This window comes from Leeia speluncae (genome assembly GCF_020564625.1).
GTDB classification, from domain to species: domain Bacteria; phylum Pseudomonadota; class Gammaproteobacteria; order Burkholderiales; family Leeiaceae; genus Leeia; species Leeia speluncae.
The window spans coordinates 136,145-152,713 of the sequence record NZ_JAJBZT010000007.1 but is presented as its reverse complement, the minus strand read 5'-3'; the positions used below and the strand labels follow the sequence as shown (position 1 = coordinate 152,713).

Below are 16,569 nucleotides of genomic sequence, written 5' to 3'. Positions count from 1 at the left end.
AAGTTAGGCTACCCAACAAAAAAGGAAGCGCGAGCTTCCTTTTTTGCATTTTCAATTACCAAATGTTGATAACTTAAGCAGACTTTGGCTGGTAGCCTTTTAATCCATAAAACAGGATGTATAGGTAACACACCATTGGAATAGAGAACGACATGAGTAGATTAATGTTATCTGCAAACCAAGCTTGAATCACCGGCATTAACGCACCACCAACAATCGCCATACATAATGCGCCAGATCCTGCGCTAGTCCATTTGCCTAAGCCTTGCAGGGCTAAAGAGAAAATGGTTGGAAACATGATCGAGTTAAACAGTCCAATTCCCAACATTAGCCACATGGCAGTGTGTCCGCCAATGAGCATAGATAGCAAGATAAACACCACAACGATAGCAGCATTAAACGCCAATACTTTATTCGCTGGCACCACACGCATAATGGCACTACCCGCAAAGCGGCCAATCATTGCACCACCCCAATAGAAAGAAAGCATTTTGCCTGCTTCTTCTAAGCTAAGTGCGGCAATGGATTTTTGCTCCATAAAGTTTACTAAGAAACTGCCAATCGATACCTCACCACCAACATAAGCAAAAATTGCCACCACGCCTAATGAAAGATGGCGATACGCCCATACGCTTTTGACGTTTGAATCATTTGCACTAGCGGCTTGCTGGTCTTCTTTCAAAGAAACCTCTGGCAATTGTAAATAGGCAAACGCCAAAGCAATGACAACCAACGCAACTGCTAGCACTAAATACGGGCCTTGCACTGATGCAGCGTTTTCGGCAGCGGATAGCTTACTTCCATCTGCATGTTGTTGCGTCAGAATTAGCATAGCCCCAAGTAGTGGTGCGACAGTTGTACCTAATGAGTTAAATGCTTGGGTTAGATTTAAGCGGCTAGATGCTGTTTTGGCTGGGCCAAGAATAGTGACATACGGGTTGGCAGCCACCTGCAAAATAGTAATACCTGCAGCAAGTACAAATAGTGATGCCAAAAAGAAGGGGTAAGAAGCCAAACTAGCAGAAGGGTAAAACAAGGCACAGCCAGCACCGGCAATTAACAGCCCTGTAATAATGCCGCGCTTAAAGCCCCAGCTTTCAACCAGACGGCCAGCAGGAAAAGACACAATAAAATAAGCCGTAAAGAAGCAAAATTGCACCAACGCAGCTTCAAAGTAGCTTAGAGAAAACATCCCTTTTAAATGAGGAATCAGAATGTCATTTAAAGAAGTAATTAAGCCCCACATGAAAAATAATGAGGTTAAGGCTACCAAGGGTTTTTGATAGTTTTGTGCGCCATGAGGATTAGACATACGCGTGCAACCTTTTTGTTTATCGCAAAAAGTTGCGTAGTATAGTTACATTTAACAATGTAAGCTACATGTAAGACTATATTTGTTTAGTTAATTTTTAGCCTGTATCGTTCAAATTATCCGATAGATAGTAGTTTTACTTAGAAAATACACCATAAACATCAGTAAACAAATCCGATCTGTTTCATAAACATACTCGGCAAATAAATGTAGAAATACTAGATGCTTTATATACTAATAAAAATTCAATACTCATGAAAAAAAGGCGGTTTTCAACCGCCCTCTTCCCAAAACCCAGCTAGGTAGCACTAAGCAAATAACGTACACCTAGCCAACTAACGCCGTCTTTAGTACCGAAACCGGATGAGGTAATTCGGTTTGGCTTTCTAACTTTGCCTGACAACGGCATGAATAACCGGTTGCCACTAAGTGATCTCGCTTAGCTTCGTCTTCAACCACTTTTTTCCAGCTTTGCGCATAAATGGCTTGTGAAGTTTCACGGTGCTTTGCTTCGTGCCCAAATGTACCAGCCATGCCACAACAACCTGTTTGCAGAGGCTTGAGTGTGACCCCAAGCTGTTCATAAATGCTTTGCCACTGGAGATGGCTTTGCGGCTGGCTGGTTTTCTCGCTGCAATGGGATAACAACCAATGCGTTGCCGATACTTTGGCCTGCGGTAAGTTGGTTTGCTTTTTTAACCACGCATTTAGCCATTCTTGCACCAACATCACTTGGATTGCTTGTTCGGCATCGAGTGTTTTTGCGTATTCACCGCGATACGTAAGCGTCATGGATGGGTCTACCCCAACCAGAGGGACGCCAGATGTTGCCAATGGTGCTAAATTTTGCTGGTTTTTCTTTGCTACTTTTTCAAACCAACCCAGAAAACCATGTACATGCAGTGGTTTTCCGTTAGGTAGCAAAGGAGCAAGCCATGGAGTGATGCCTAAGTGATTCAATAACAAGATCAAATCTTGTAGCACTTTTGGCTCGAAATAGCGGGTGAATACGTCCTGAACAATGATGACACTATTTGCTTTTTGGGCATCACTTAACGCAGCTAATTTGGCAGGCGTTGCAAGCTGAACCAAGCTTTGTTTTAGCATCGGCTCTATTGCTAGTGGTTTTAGCGCTGGAGAATGCACCAACCCCAATTTTTCAAGCAAATAACTACCGATAGCAGACTGGGTGAGTAAGTTGTAGGCTGCAGGGAGTTTTGCCGCGATAGGAGCAATAAACTCCATGCTGGCCACTAGGTAGTCTTTTGCTGGCCTTAAATAACGCTGATGATAGTAGTAAAGAAATTTAGAACGGAAACTTGGCACGTCTACTTTAATGGGGCATTGTCCTGCGCAAGATTTACAGGCCAAACAACCATCCATGGCAGATTTTACTTCATGCGAAAAATCTGCCTTTTCTGTATTCGAAATAGTAAACCAAAGCTTTTTTGGTAGCGAAGCAAGTTGAGAGAGTTGGCTAATTTTCCCCACCGGCTGAATACCCTTTTGAGCCAGTTGCCGTAACCACTCTCGCAATAGGGATGCACGCCCCTTCGGTGAATGTCGACGATCTCTAGTCACCTTCCAAGATGGACACATGTAGTCATCTTGATCATAGTTGTAGCAAGCGCCATTCCCATTGCAATGCAAACCCTCATCATAGGCTTGGCGCACAACAATCGGGATTTGGCGATCAAAATGCCCACGTAAAGGTACGGCATCTACTGCCGTTAAGGTTGCCCCAGGGATAGTCGCGATCTTACCTGGGTTATATTGGTTAAACGGGTCAAAAGTTTGTTTGATTTGCTGCAGTACGGGGTAGAGCTTGCCAAAAAAAGCGGGCGCGTATTCAGAGCGTAGACCTTTACCATGTTCGCCCCACAACAAACCGTTATATTTTTTGGTTAAGGCGGCCACCCCTTCGGTAATCGTCCGAATAAGAGGTTCTTGGTTGGTGTCTTTCATATCTAGCGCTGGTCTGACGTGCAAAACGCCAGCATCAGCATGCCCGAACATACCGTAACGTAAACCATGGCTATCTAGTAAGGCTCGGAACTCGGCAATGTAATCTGCCAAATTTTCTGGCGGTACAGCGGTATCTTCTACAAAAGGTAAGGGGCGACGGTCTCCTGCTGCGCCACCCAACAAGCCAACGGATTTCTTACGCATTGTCCATAGTTGATTCACTGCCTTTTGCCCGCGGGCAATGGTATAACCAAAGCGTTTGTCCGTTTGGTCCCGCTCCATAAAGGCGGTGATCTCTGCTAATTGCTTTTCAAGATCGGTCTCATTCATTGCCACAAACTCCACCAAGTTAATGCCTAAGGTAGGTTCGTTGTTTGGATTGGCAGGGAAATACTCCGCCACTGCGTGCCAGATAATATCTTTTTGCGCCAATTGCAGTACAAGGCTATCCACCGTTTCGATAGACGCCGCATTTAGCTTCATTAATACCGGTGCGTCACGCAAGGCGCTGTCAAAATCTGGGTATCTCACCGATAAAATGGCGCTACAAGTGGGGATAGGTAGCACATTAATCTTGGCTTCAACAATCATGCCAAGCGTACCCTCTGATCCGCATAAAATAGCATTTAGATCAAATCGGCCATGTTCATCATAAATATGGGCAAGATCATAACCAGTTAAACAACGGTTTAACTTGGGGAAAGTTGCTTCAATTTCATCTGCGTATGTATCTTGGATGTGATCGAGTAAGCGGTGAATTTCACCAACCTTATCCTCTCTATCTAAAGCAGCATCTAGCTCTGCACCTTCTATTGGTTCACTTTCATAAACCAATCCGCCCGGTAATACCGTTTTTAGCGAGAGCACATGATCACGGGTTTTTCCGTACATGCAAGAGCCTTGACCGCTAGCATCGGTATTTACCATGCCGCCAATCGTTGCGCGGTTTGATGTCGATAACTCTGGTGCAAAAAATAAGCCATGTGGCGCTAAGGCAGCATTTAGTTGGTCTTTTACTACACCGCTTTGCACCCTCGCCCATCTTTCTTCTACATTAATTTCTAAAATCTGGTTTAAATGCTTAGAAAGGTCTACCACAATCCCTGATGTGAGTGATTGGCCGTTTGTCCCTGTACCGCCCCCTCTAGGCGCCAAGACAACAGATTGGAACCGTGATTGCGCAGCAATTTTGGCAATTAACTGAACATCCTGAGCATGTTTAGGGAATACCACAGCATCTGGCATTCTTTGGTAAATAGAGTTATCTGTCGCCGCAATGAGGCGATCACTCTGCTGTTGCCCAATTTCGCCCTCGAAACCATGAATCGCCAATTCCGTTAGGAAAGCTTGGTGAATGGATAACATGGCCGGTTGGTTATCTAATCTTGGGATCATGATCTACACACTCGTTTTTGTTCTTGTATTTGCATACTGGTTACAGAATGGCTCAGCACCGTAAAACGCAGAAAGCCTGCGGTGATCTGCAGGCTTTTTTAGCGAATTGCGCAAAATTACAATTCGCCTAGCAAGGATTCAATCACATCCATTGCTTTTTCTAAATCCGCCAATGGGATCGTTAATGGTGGCAATAAGCGAATCACATTGCCATGCTCACCCGCAGCGATGAGTAGCACGCCTTTCTCTCTTGCTTTTGCTAATAGCTTTTGCAGCTTAGCGGCATCTGGCTTGCCATCTGTCACTAAATCGAATGCTCGCATCGCACCAATGCCGCGCAGTTGGCCAATATGCTGACCATTTGGCCCTGCTTTCATTGCATTCACTCTTGCAACAACCACTTCGCCAATCTGGTTAGCTTGGGCAAGCAGGTGCTCGCTTTCCATTACCTCTAGTACAGCCGCCCCAGCGGCACACGCCACTGCATTACCGGCATATGTGCCACCCAAACCGCCAGGCGGCAAGCAATTCATAATGGTTTCTTTACCAATGACACCGGCTAATGGGAAACCACCTGCCACCCCTTTACCAATAACAAGTAGGTCTGGTTTAACGCCACTATGCTCTACAGCAAATAGTTTGCCCGAGCGGCCAAAACCACTCTGGATTTCATCCACAATTAGCAAGATACCGTGTTGATCGCACAGCTTGCGAATATCTTGCATAAACCCACTATCCACCGGAATAAAACCGCCCTCTCCTTGCACGGGTTCAATCACAATTGCCGCCACATCTTCTGGCGCTACTTCCACCTTTAAGATGCGCTCTAAAGAAGCCAATGCTTCTTCGCGTGTCACGCCATTATCTTTGCTGGCAAAGCTGGCGTGATAAACCGGCCCAGGTAATGGCCCAATCAAGGTTTTGTATGGTTTTACTTTAGCGGTCAGAGCCAGTGTGGCAAGTGTACGGCCATGAAAACCACCATCAAATGCAATCATTGCAGTGCGGCGGGTATAAGCACGCGCCAGTTTAATGGCGTTTTCCATTGCTTCTGCACCACTACTGGTTAACATTAAACGAGGATTTTCAATGATAGGCGCGGCAACTTTACTCAAACCGGCAGCGAGCTTCACGTAAGGCTCATGCGGAATCGCATTAAAACAGCTATGGGTAAATTTTTCCATCTGCGCCATCGCCGCTGACATCACTTTAGGGTGGCGATGCCCGGTATTTAGCACCCCAATACCAGCGATAAGATCGATATATTCATTGCCATCGGTATCCCAAACGCGCGCATTTTCTGCCCTATCTATATACACAGGGTGAAGCGTTTTAATGCCCGCACTCACATGGCCCGTTCTTAGATCATTCAGTTGCGATGAAGCAGTCATGGTTATTTCCCTCTGATTAGCACATTGCAGCTGTCATTTTGAAAATGCCTTGTGCATTTCCGCTATCAAAACGTAAGTCCATCTTCATTTCGCCAGAAGACTGGTCTAAAACGCGGTCACGGGTAATGAACTCATAAAATGAACCGGGTACAACCTGCTCTACCACACGGCCGGCCTCATCACGGAATGCGCGTTTTACTTGGGCAGCACGGAAAGCGGTTTGGCGAACAGAACCATCAGTAGAGACTTCTACCTGCGGCTTAATAGAACGACCCAAAGCAGCTTGTTGCTCGGTTAGTTTAAATACATCTGGTACGTGGTCGGTTGCATGGTTAAAACAGTTACCTTCCGTAGAAATCCACGCCATTTCGGCAGATTCTTTTAAGATAATGTTGTAATCATCTAGCGCTGGAATGGGGTGATGCACACCAAAAGCATGAACCAAGGCAGGCAATAAGCGAACTGCTGCTTCAAATGGCAATGCGCTATCTGCTGCAAGCTGCTGCAATAATGCGTGGTCTTCTGCTTTTAAAGGGTCTACCGAATCTTTGGTTACTCGACGCACCGCGTCTTGAAAGCTTGGGGAAAATTCATCCACATGCAATTCAGACACAAAAAACTGCGCGACCAACTCTGGGGCTTCTTGATGAACATAAGCACGGCCAGTCATTTTCAATTTTGGTAGAGGGTAAACACCACCAACAACAAAACCTAATGGCTCTAAAATGCGTTTGAAAGATAATTCGCCAGCAGGCAGGCTACCCATGCCTTCTAGTTTTACGGTGCGAAGCGCGCCATGATCAAACACCACTTGCTCACCAGCAGCTAACTTATCTGTTACATAGGCTTTGCCCTCTGGCACAGCTTCTAGGTTTTTATCAAACAACACCATATTCATTGCTTGTGCTAATACAAGTCTTGGGACGCTAACTGCATCTGGCGTTAAAAACACTTCATCGACTTGAATCATCTTAAACAAAGCTTCTGTTTTAGATTCTCCAACCACTTTAGATAATAAAGCCCAAAGTAAAGATTGACGTGCAGCAGTAGCAGACATGAAATTTCCTCACAAACTGTTGATGATGTTTTTCACAAAGCTTCGCTTGGTGAATGCGGTATGGAGGGTATTTTCGATGAGGGATGCAGGTTTATAAAGCGATGAGTTTTCAGAAGTTCATTCATAAAACTCATGAAGTTTTAGAGAATCATCCTTGTTAGTAAGCGTTCTAGCCAATCTAATGATTGGAATAACAACCGTGGTGATCAATCTAAAGCGACTATTTGAAAAGCCAACCTTTTGGATTGGCTCGTTTATATCCACATTGGCGATATACTTTAGTTCATTATGGTATTTTCAATGTTTAAATAGCGAGTGTAACGCCTTAGCGCAACTCTATTCGGCCATCATCTTTGTACTGAATTTTTGGGTACAATGGCATTTACTTAATTAGCCCAATTCAGTAAGTAAACACGCATGACCTATCTAACCATTCTAACGGCTAGTCATCAACGCTTAGTAGCGCATCCAAACTTACTTGAGCTCTGTGAAATTGCTCCCAAAGCCAGAAAGCGTTTTGCACTAATATGCATTAGCAGCTTTCTATTCGCACTAATGGCATTAATTGGATATCGGGCATTACCCTTGTTAGTAGTACCTCTTCTCATCGGAGTATTACTAGTCATTTTTATTCTTTCCGCCATGCTAGCCTCTAGATGCGGCAGACTTTGTGATATCTCTCCCAATATAGAATACATGAGCAATGCAGAACATCTTGCGAACATCTGTACTGAATGTGCGGATTATCGTGCAAGCGTCTATGCACAAGGAAGACCTTTTACCCGTCTCGATTTAGATGAAATGGGCAAAATCTATCTCCGACAGAAAAAACGTACAAAGCGTTAAGCTTGATGTTGCCTTGCCTTCAACATCTAAGAAAGACAACATCAAGGCAGTTTTAACGATCATTACCCAGCAATACTTCTGGTTGAAACCTGACGCGGATCGACGATAATTTCGATCAATGTGGTGTTTTCACTTGCTAGTGCATTTGTAAACGCCGCTTCAAACTCGGCGGTCTTTTCCACCCTAACCCCTTCTAGACCGAAGCTTTTTGCATAAGCAACAAAATCCGGATTTTCTAAACGGGTGGCGATTTTACGATCTGGATAATGCTTTTCTTGATGCATACGAATCGTGCCGTACACGCCATTATTGATCAGCAAGATGATGAGTTTTAATTGGTGTCTCGCAATAGTCGCGAGCTCTTGCGCATTCATCATAAAACACCCATCCCCTGCAAAGCAGATGGCTGTACGATCAGGTTCAGCAACGGCTGCACCAATGGCAGCAGGTAAGCCATACCCCATTGCACCACTTGTTGGCGCTAATTGAGACGGATATACGCTATAGCGGTGAAAACGATGCAACCAGCCCGTATAGTTACCCGCACCATTCGTATAAATTGCATCTTTTGGAGCTAGCTGATTCACGGTTTGCATCACCGCAAACATATCTACGTCTCCAATTACCTTAGCGGAAGCTAAGTTAGCTTCGTATTCTGCTTGGGCACGTGATAACCATGGCTGCCAAGCAATGGAATCTGATTTGGGTTTAATCTCTGCCAACCCAAATGCGGCCTCATTCACACTAACCGCCACCCCCACTTTGGCAGAAAATACTTTATTAATTTCTGCTTCATCAGGATGAAGATGAATAAGCGTTTGCTGAGGGGTTGGCGAGGTCACCAAGGTATAGCCATTGGTGGTCATTTCAGATAAGCGTGAACCAATCACAATCAGTAAATCCGCCTCTTCTACTCGCTTAGCGAGTTGCGGACTAACCGATGTACCTAATTCACCAATATAGTTTGGATGAAGATTATTAAATACATCTTGTCGGCGGAAACTCGCTACCACCGGCAACGACCAATCATTAGCAAATTGGGTTAATGCTTCACGCGCATTTTCTGTCCAGCCACCACCGCCAACAATGATTAACGGTTGCTTGGCTTTTGCTAATTCAACCCTAATTTCCTCTTTCGCCAATAAGGGTAAGGGTGCATCAAAGCGGGTGGGCATTGTGGGCAAGCTACTTTTAGCGACAACATCTGTCAGCATATCTTCTGGCAAGGCAATGACAACAGGGCCAGGTCGGCCAGCCGTTGCAATTTGGTATGCTCTTTGCAAAATTTCCGGAATCCGTCGTGCATCATCAATTTCGGTAATCCATTTTGCTAGGGGTTTAAACATTTCACGGTAGTTCACCTCTTGAAATGCCTCTCTACCCAGCTGATCTCTCGATACTTGGCCAATAAACAGCAATAAAGGGGTGGAATCTTGCAGTGCCGTGTGAATCCCGATACTTGCATTACACGCGCCGGGCCCTCGGGTAACAAAACATGCGGCTGGTCTGGCTTTTAATTTGCCATACGCCTCTGCCATAAACCCTGCGCCGCCTTCATTACGGCAAGTGATCAACTCAAAAGCATCTTTTACATCATAAAGCGCATCTAATACGGCCAAATAGCTTTCGCCCGGCACACAAAAACCAGTATCCACGCCAAGTGCCAACAAGCTATCTACCAACAACTGTCCACCTGTACGGTTTTCTACATACTTTGCTGTCATTTGTTTACTTTCGAGTTAATCACCTAGGCCCTCTGTTTAGCCTTAGATGGTGCAGTTTAGCTTTGTATTTGCAAGGAAAGTGTTGCTTATTCCCCATTTGTTTCTTATAAGAAACTTTGTTTCCATATTAGTAACAAGCCAGCTATTTGGCAACCTTTTTGGTCAATGTTAAGATGGGATAAAACAGAGGCAGGTCATGGAACTCAAGACAATCAAACCGAAAAAATTAGAAGTTACACGGGCAGAAAATTTTCCAGTGGCGACAGAGAGCAAAGTCGTCTCTCTCGGCACGCGGGTAAGAAATGCAAGACAAGAGCAAAACCTCACGCTAGAAAATGCGAGTAAGCTGTGTGGTGTCTCTCGTTCGACCTTATCCAAAATCGAAAACGAGCTGATGTCTCCAACGTTTGATGTGCTGCAGAAGATAATCGCCGGTTTAAAAATTGAATTTAACAGCCTGTTTGGACCAGCTCCTAGCCAAGGCCATAGCGGACGCCGCGCCGTCACAAAAAGTGGTGAAGGTGAACGTTACGAACAGGGAAAATCCTACCAGTTTGAAGTGCTCGCCAATGAGCTAGCGCACAAAACCATGCTGCCATTTAAAATTACCGTGACAGCAAGGCACCTAGACGATGTGGGCAAATGGTCTCGTCACGAAGGCGAAGAATTTGTGTATGTATTATCTGGCACACTACGTATGTACACAGAACTCTACACGCCAGTAGATTTAGAAGTGGGCGACAGTATTTATTACGATGCAAAAATGGGCCATGCCGCGATTTCGATTAGCGAGCAAGATGCAGTGGTATTGTGGGTGACAACACAGCGGCCAAGTTACTAATCTATTAGCATGAACTGATATTTAGCTGGATTAGCTCCCCATTACTGATAAAAATGGGGAGTATCATGCGAATCAAAGCGCCATTCACTCTGTTTCTTTAGTTTGGGTTTTACGTACAATCGTACCGATATCAACGCCAAGCGCTTTCGCCGCTTTTCTTTTAGAACCTAATTTATCGACAACCTCTTGAATGACTGTTCTTTCATAAGAGGAAACAATAGACTTTAAATCACCCTCTACTAAGTTGTGATTACCAGAGCTAGACGACTCGTTTAAAATGTATTCGGGTAAATGCTTTACATCACCAATTGCGCCAGCCATGACAGAAATTTGCTGCACAATATTTTGAAGCTCACGAATATTCCCGGGAAAAGAATACGACATTAGTTTCATTCGGCATTCGCTTGAAAGGCTCAGTGGTTCGTCTCTTCCTTTGTTAATGACGGCAACAAAGTAATCTAGCAACTCATTGATCATCTCTTTAGAGTCACGAAGAGATGGCGCATGAAGTGGAACCACAGCAATTCGGTAGTATAAATCTCTCCTGAAACTGCCTTCAGAAACCATTGTAAAAAGATCACGATTCGTTGCTGTAATAATTCTAACTTTAACCGTATGCTCCGTCGCCCCACCCACTCTTTGCACACTACCAGACTCAAGAAACTTCAATAACTTTGCCTGCATGACCAAAGGAATTTCTCCTACTTCATCGAGAAATAATGTCCCTCCATCAGCTGCCTCGATTAAACCCTTTTTTCCGCTTTGCAATGCACCAGTAAACGATCCACGCTCATAACCGAACATTTCAGATTCAAACAGCGTATCTGGAATGGCGCCGCAGTTCACATGCACAAAAGGAGATGCCTCATCTGAAATATAGGTATGCAGATAACGTGCAATTTCGGTTTTGCCAGCCCCAGACTCTCCTAACAAAAGTACCCGTGCATTTTGTACCATTGCACGTTCACCCACTGTCAGTAACTGATTTAGTTTTGGCGAAATTCTGCGTTGATGAACAAGATCTGGACGCGTCTTTTGCTGTGATAGAAACTTAAATGCAGACTTGCTATTTGGATCACCTACCCGTTTTCTTTCATGATCGATGACGGATAAGTCTCTTAAAACAACGATAATTCCGTTGTTATGAATAGAGTCTTGGCCTATTCGTCGAATGGATGAAAGTAGAGAACGATTCTCGCCAATATTTAACAGTAACTCGGCTTTTCTACCGGTTTTTATCCGCGTGATGAGATCATCTAGATTGATTGAAGTAAGTCTAGTCAGAATAGAGAAATGTTGGTTTTTAACTTCTTGGTATTCACAATTCAACAGCGCTGAAAATTGTGAATTGAGATAAACCACCTCTCCGCGTTGATCAATTACCGCTACGCCATCTGGTAACGCTTCTAACGCATCGTCTAAAGGAAACTGTGTACGCCCGTTCCCATTCATTTAAATGCCTCATTACCTACAACAGGCTGAGAAGAATCCTGTTTAGGCAGGCGTAAGGTAATCACACAGCGTCCTTGCTCGAACTCATTTGAAGTAGATGCAATGGTTGCCAGACACTTTACTCTAGCGCCATTTCTGCGCATCGCAAAAGCAGGGATCGGATTAGCGACTCTAGCCGGCTTTGCCATTTGCAAGGAAACCGTGATTGGTTCGCTCGTATCTAGGATATGATCGAGACTAATCCCTAGAATGTGCTCAATTTTCCAGTCTAAACTCCATTCTACAGCGGTATTAGCACCATCAATTCGGCCATTGCTATCGACTACGATGACGGGATCAGGAATTGCCCCTAAAATATCCAGAGCAGAGTTTGCTTGGGATTTTAATTCCATCTCTCTTCTTTTGCGGCTATTCAAATCTCTTACCGTGCCCCAAAAACGATAAAGTTGGTTGTCACGAATATCGGCGCGAACATCATTTTCAACAAACATATCTACACCATCAAAGCGGTGATCATGCGCAAGCGCACCGTCAATATGGAAGTTATGGTTAATCAACTCTCGAACAAATGATTCATTTTCTGGATTTCGGGCAAACACCGCTCTGACATCATGATTGTTAATATCATCACCAATTGGCAAACGATACAGACGTGACATCGCTTCATTACAATAACGCCAAATACATTGGTTCTGGAAAATTTGCCGGATGATTTCGTGTTCAGGGGCGGTCATATCGACTGGTTCTGTATATTCAACGCAATAACTGGCATCTCTTGCTGTAGAAATGATACTAGACAGAACTTCATTTTCTCGCTCAAGCCGTTTTACATTTGCAAGAGCATTACCTAGCGGCATTTTTACTACGCTTAAGCAACGACCAAAATCAGGGTCGTCAATAATACTCGTGCTTGCCGCAAATTCATATGTTACGCCATTGCTACCCGTCACTTTTAGTTCAATCATTTGAATTGGACTTTGACGCTTACCAACAAGCAAGTCTTGAAATAACTGGCGGGTTTCATCTGGATAGATGTATTTGGTGCTAACGCCAGTTAGTTCGCCAACTTTAAAACCAAGATACGTTTCTTCGGTCTGATTGACGTAAACGATCCTGTCATCCGATGAAATCACATCGAATAACACAGGAGCCGAATTCCAAAGACGGGCATGCTGGTTCATCTTGCTTCTTTCCTTTTGCTTCCTGATGACAGTCAATTAAAGCTTTTTCAGTATATGAGCATTAAATGCGTTTCGGCGGAATCCCAACATATTAAACAATTCAAACAAGGTATGAACTGTCTGAACTACTTTTTTCTCACCGTCGTCCGACTTATCCTACTCAAAAGGCTGAGCGGCTCGACTACCTCTGCTCAAATACGATGGTTTTCAGTATCACGCAGCTAAATCAAATAATGCGCTACATAAAAAATTTGCTTGCCAGATTACGTCCGGCAAGCAAGTTTAGTCCTGAATGTGCTGCGTATTAATTACTCTTCATTCATCGCCAAATTAGTTACCTTATCTTTTTTGACGTTCTTTTTAGATTGACGAGTAATGTGCCATGCATCCCCTGCTGGTGCGTTACTATTACGATGCGGTTTTTCTAGAAGCAAATATAAGCAACCAGTCACCAACACGATGGTCAGGCTGAGTAACACAGAGTAGTTCATATACCATGGCGCATCAGGAGAACGTGGCCACAAGATGTTAATCGTAGCCGCAACACCGTAGACCAATGCCAAGATATTCACGATCCAACCCCAATGACCTAACTTGAATTGGCCAGCAGGACGCCACCCGCGAAAACGAGCGAATAGCGCACCAACAATCACCATCTGAAAAGCAATATAAATACCTACTGATGCAAAGCTAACAATGATAGTTAGACCTTCTTGAATAAAGAAGCCAATACATACAATTAATGCAGAGATGACACCTGCAAGTATCAAAGCAGCTGATGGAACGTGATTTTTTGGTGAAATTTTCGATAACACACCACTGAAGGCAATCATTTTGTCGCGAGCATACGCATAGATAAGACGGCTAACGGCAGCTTGCAAACTAAGAATGCACGAAATATGGGAGATCAAAATAATTCCATAAATCACACGCGACCCAATCTCGCCAAAGTTTCTGGTCAGGATTGTATTGATTGGATCGACATCCTTTCCGGTAATCACGGCTTGCAAATCAGGTACGGCTAGAATCAACCCAAGACACGTATAAATGGTTACTGGAATACCAATATAAATGGTCATACGCATCGCTTTAGGAATGGCTTTACTTGGATTTGGTGTTTCTTCGGCCACATCTCCGCAAGCTTCAAAACCGTAGCAGCAAAACATACCAACTAGTGCTGCGGCAAGGAATGCAGGAAGATAAGAACCTCCGGATCCCAAATTAAAGGTTTCTAAAATGACATGAGGCGAGTTAAGACGACCAAATAGCAAGAGATAGCCACTCACCAACAGTGCCCCTGCAATTTCACAAATAAAGCCAAACATAGCCACCCGTGCTAATGCCTTTGTCCCCAATTGATTAAACAATGTAGAAGCAAATAGCAGTACGAGCGCAATCACCGTTGTGTTGAATGGTGTCACGGTAAAACCGAGCAGATAAGCTAAAAATGGCGCCCCTCCAACCGGAACGGCAGCCACGGTTGTAATCAAAGCCCACATGTATATCCATCCGCTCATCCATGCCCAACGAGGGCCGACTAGCCTGCGTGTCCATGGATAAAGACCACCGGCGATCGGAAACTGCGATACCACTTCACCAAAAATTAGACACACAAACATTTGGCCAATGGCGGCAATCAGATAAGACCAGATAAATGGCGGGCCGCCAGCGGTCATGCCAAATGCAAATAGCGTATAAGCACCAACCACAGGTGATAAATACGTAAATCCAAGTGCAAAACTTTCCCAAAGGCTCATCGAGCGATCAAAGCTTGGGGTATAACCTAATGCTTTGAGTTGCTCATCATCATTGTTGTATTGTTCTTGCATTGTTCTCTCCAGAGATCGATTTAACCCAAGTGGATCCAAACAGATTTTGTCTGCGTATGCGCAAGGACAGTCTCAAAGCACTTATCTCTACCTTGGCCAGACTGTTTATACCCACCCCAAGGTTGGGTCATGTCACCATGGTCATAACAATTCACCCAGACCATGCCAGCCTCGATCTCTTTGACCATTCGATGTGCCGTAGTGAGATTCGATGTCCAGATGCCCGCACCTAAACCATAAATAGAATCGTTGGCAATCTGGATTGCTTCATCGACTGATTTAATTGGCATGATGGTTGCAACTGGCCCAAAGATTTCTTCACGAGCGATACGCATATTGGGATTTGCATCGAAGAATAAAGTAGGAGCCACAAAATATCCGGCACTTAACTCTGGCGCGAGCGAGGCTGCTAGTGCTTGTTTAGCGCCTTCGGTATTGCCAATTGAAATGTACTCTTGCACTCTGCGTTGCTGCTCACGTGTTACTAATGGCCCCATGGTCGTCTGTGGATCAAGTGGGTTACCTGGTTGATATAGCTCTGGTGCACGTTTGATGAACTTCTCAACAAACTGATCATAAATTTTTTCATGAACAAGAATACGAGAACTAGCGGAGCACACTTCACCTTGGTTGGCATAAATACCATGAATCGCGTAATCAACCGCGACATCAATATCAGCCACATCATCAAGAATGATTTGAGGGCTCTTACCCCCCAACTCAGTCGTAACGCGCTTCATATTAGATTGGCCGGCATAAATCATCATTAGACGACCAACCTCTGTAGATCCAGTAAAGCTAATCTTGTCGACATCCATATGAGAAGCAAGTGCACGACCAGCATCTTCACCGAAACCATTCACAACGTTAAACACACCGTCTGGTCCACCGGCTTCGGTAAACAATCGTGCTAATAAAAGCGCACTCATTGGAGACTGTTCTGCAGGTTTAAGTACCACCGAATTGCCTGCCGCCAGTGCCGGAGCGACTTTCCACGCGGCCATCATCAATGGATAGTTCCATGGCGTAATGCAACCAACCACCCCTAATGGCTCCCGCACAATCATATGAAGTGCATCAGTGCTAGTATTCGTAACAGCACCTTCGATCTTGTCGATCGTTTCCCCAAAATAGCGGAAAGTTAGTGCAGCAAAGGGAACATCGCCAGTCAGCAAACTAGTAATCGGCTTACCCATGTCCAAACAATCCAAGAGAGCTAACTCACCCGCATGTTTTTCGATTAAGTCAGCCATCCGATAAAGCACGCTCATTCTGTCGCGCGGCGCCATTTTAGACCAACTACCACTGCGGTAAGCGGCACGGGCACTGGTAACGGCTAAATCGATATCTTTAGCAGTACCTAACGACATTTCGGCAATCAGCTGATCAGTTGCCGGATTCACATTCGTGAAACGCCCTCCTTCATGAGCGTCCACAAATTTACCGGCAATATATAGTCTTGTTTCTGGCTTTAAGTTAGCGGCTAGTTTGCTCCAGTAACTTAAATCTTGATCTTCCACGTTAGTATTGCTTTCACTCACTTTGACTCTCTCCAATTAAACAATTTTCACCCAAC

11 protein-coding genes are annotated in these 16,569 nt (G+C 44.5%); 2 read left to right on the top strand and 9 right to left on the bottom strand.

Annotated features, from left to right (window positions below; genetic code table 11):
- Positions 1–73 precede the first annotated feature (73 nt).
- From LIN78_RS13395 to LIN78_RS13380, 4 genes are all read right to left on the bottom strand, one after another.
- Positions 74–1,312, bottom strand: coding sequence for a sugar MFS transporter (locus LIN78_RS13395; protein ID WP_227181348.1), 1,239 nt, complete (start codon positions 1,310–1,312; stop codon positions 74–76).
- Between the two features lie 327 nt (positions 1,313–1,639).
- On the bottom strand, positions 1,640–4,672 hold the full coding sequence (ydiJ, locus tag LIN78_RS13390; protein ID WP_227181347.1) for a D-2-hydroxyglutarate dehydrogenase YdiJ: 3,033 nt from the start codon (positions 4,670–4,672) through the stop codon (positions 1,640–1,642).
- 116 nt (positions 4,673–4,788) lie between these two features.
- Positions 4,789–6,063, bottom strand: coding sequence for an aspartate aminotransferase family protein (locus LIN78_RS13385; RefSeq protein ID WP_227181346.1), 1,275 nt, complete (start codon positions 6,061–6,063; stop codon positions 4,789–4,791).
- A 16-nt stretch (positions 6,064–6,079) separates the two neighbouring features.
- Entirely contained in the window at positions 6,080–7,120 is a 1,041-nt protein-coding gene (locus LIN78_RS13380; RefSeq protein ID WP_227181345.1) for a DUF1338 domain-containing protein, read from the bottom strand.
- Positions 7,121–7,537: 417 nt separating this feature from the next.
- Here LIN78_RS13380 and LIN78_RS13375 point away from each other — a divergent pair, with 417 nt between their 5' ends.
- Positions 7,538–7,966, top strand: coding sequence for a hypothetical protein (locus LIN78_RS13375; protein WP_227181344.1), 429 nt, complete (start codon positions 7,538–7,540; stop codon positions 7,964–7,966).
- A gap of 62 nt (positions 7,967–8,028) precedes the next feature.
- On the opposite strand, the gene LIN78_RS13370 is transcribed toward LIN78_RS13375, so the two are convergent.
- Positions 8,029–9,690 carry a thiamine pyrophosphate-binding protein gene (locus LIN78_RS13370; protein ID WP_227181343.1) on the bottom strand — a complete coding sequence of 554 codons (1,662 nt, stop codon included), beginning with the start codon at positions 9,688–9,690 and terminating at the stop codon, positions 8,029–8,031.
- Positions 9,691–9,886: 196 nt separating this feature from the next.
- Here LIN78_RS13370 and LIN78_RS13365 point away from each other — a divergent pair, with 196 nt between their 5' ends.
- On the top strand, positions 9,887–10,531 hold the full coding sequence (locus LIN78_RS13365; RefSeq protein ID WP_227181342.1) for a helix-turn-helix domain-containing protein: 645 nt from the start codon (positions 9,887–9,889) through the stop codon (positions 10,529–10,531).
- An 84-nt stretch (positions 10,532–10,615) separates the two neighbouring features.
- Here the strand turns inward: LIN78_RS13365 and LIN78_RS13360 are convergent, their stop codons facing one another.
- From LIN78_RS13360 to LIN78_RS13345, 4 genes are all read right to left on the bottom strand, one after another.
- Positions 10,616–11,983 carry a sigma-54 interaction domain-containing protein gene (locus LIN78_RS13360; RefSeq protein WP_227181341.1) on the bottom strand — a complete coding sequence of 456 codons (1,368 nt, stop codon included), beginning with the start codon at positions 11,981–11,983 and terminating at the stop codon, positions 10,616–10,618.
- Positions 11,980–13,164: a PAS domain-containing protein gene (locus LIN78_RS13355; RefSeq protein ID WP_227181340.1), complete on the bottom strand. Its 1,185-nt coding sequence runs from the start codon at positions 13,162–13,164 to the stop codon at positions 11,980–11,982. Before LIN78_RS13355 ends, LIN78_RS13360 begins: the two co-directional genes overlap by 4 nt.
- Positions 13,165–13,472: 308 nt before the next feature.
- Positions 13,473–14,993, bottom strand: a complete 1,521-nt coding sequence (locus LIN78_RS13350) for an APC family permease (protein WP_227181339.1) — start codon at positions 14,991–14,993, stop codon at positions 13,473–13,475.
- Positions 14,994–15,013: 20 nt separating this feature from the next.
- Positions 15,014–16,534, bottom strand: coding sequence for an aldehyde dehydrogenase (locus LIN78_RS13345; RefSeq protein WP_227181338.1), 1,521 nt, complete (start codon positions 16,532–16,534; stop codon positions 15,014–15,016).
- Positions 16,535–16,569 lie beyond the last annotated feature (35 nt).

Coding starts and splice junctions, on each gene's coding strand:
- LIN78_RS13370 (WP_227181343.1), bottom strand. CDS start 9,690: ATGACAGCAAAGTATGTAGAAAACCGTACAGGTGGACAGTTGTTGGTA.
- LIN78_RS13365 (WP_227181342.1), top strand. CDS start 9,887: ATGGAACTCAAGACAATCAAACCGAAAAAATTAGAAGTTACACGGGCA.
- LIN78_RS13355 (WP_227181340.1), bottom strand. CDS start 13,164: ATGAACCAGCATGCCCGTCTTTGGAATTCGGCTCCTGTGTTATTCGAT.
- ydiJ (WP_227181347.1), bottom strand. CDS start 4,672: ATGATCCCAAGATTAGATAACCAACCGGCCATGTTATCCATTCACCAA.
- LIN78_RS13385 (WP_227181346.1), bottom strand. CDS start 6,063: ATGACTGCTTCATCGCAACTGAATGATCTAAGAACGGGCCATGTGAGT.
- LIN78_RS13380 (WP_227181345.1), bottom strand. CDS start 7,120: ATGTCTGCTACTGCTGCACGTCAATCTTTACTTTGGGCTTTATTATCT.
- LIN78_RS13360 (WP_227181341.1), bottom strand. CDS start 11,983: ATGAATGGGAACGGGCGTACACAGTTTCCTTTAGACGATGCGTTAGAA.
- LIN78_RS13375 (WP_227181344.1), top strand. CDS start 7,538: ATGACCTATCTAACCATTCTAACGGCTAGTCATCAACGCTTAGTAGCG.
- LIN78_RS13395 (WP_227181348.1), bottom strand. CDS start 1,312: ATGTCTAATCCTCATGGCGCACAAAACTATCAAAAACCCTTGGTAGCC.
- LIN78_RS13350 (WP_227181339.1), bottom strand. CDS start 14,993: ATGCAAGAACAATACAACAATGATGATGAGCAACTCAAAGCATTAGGT.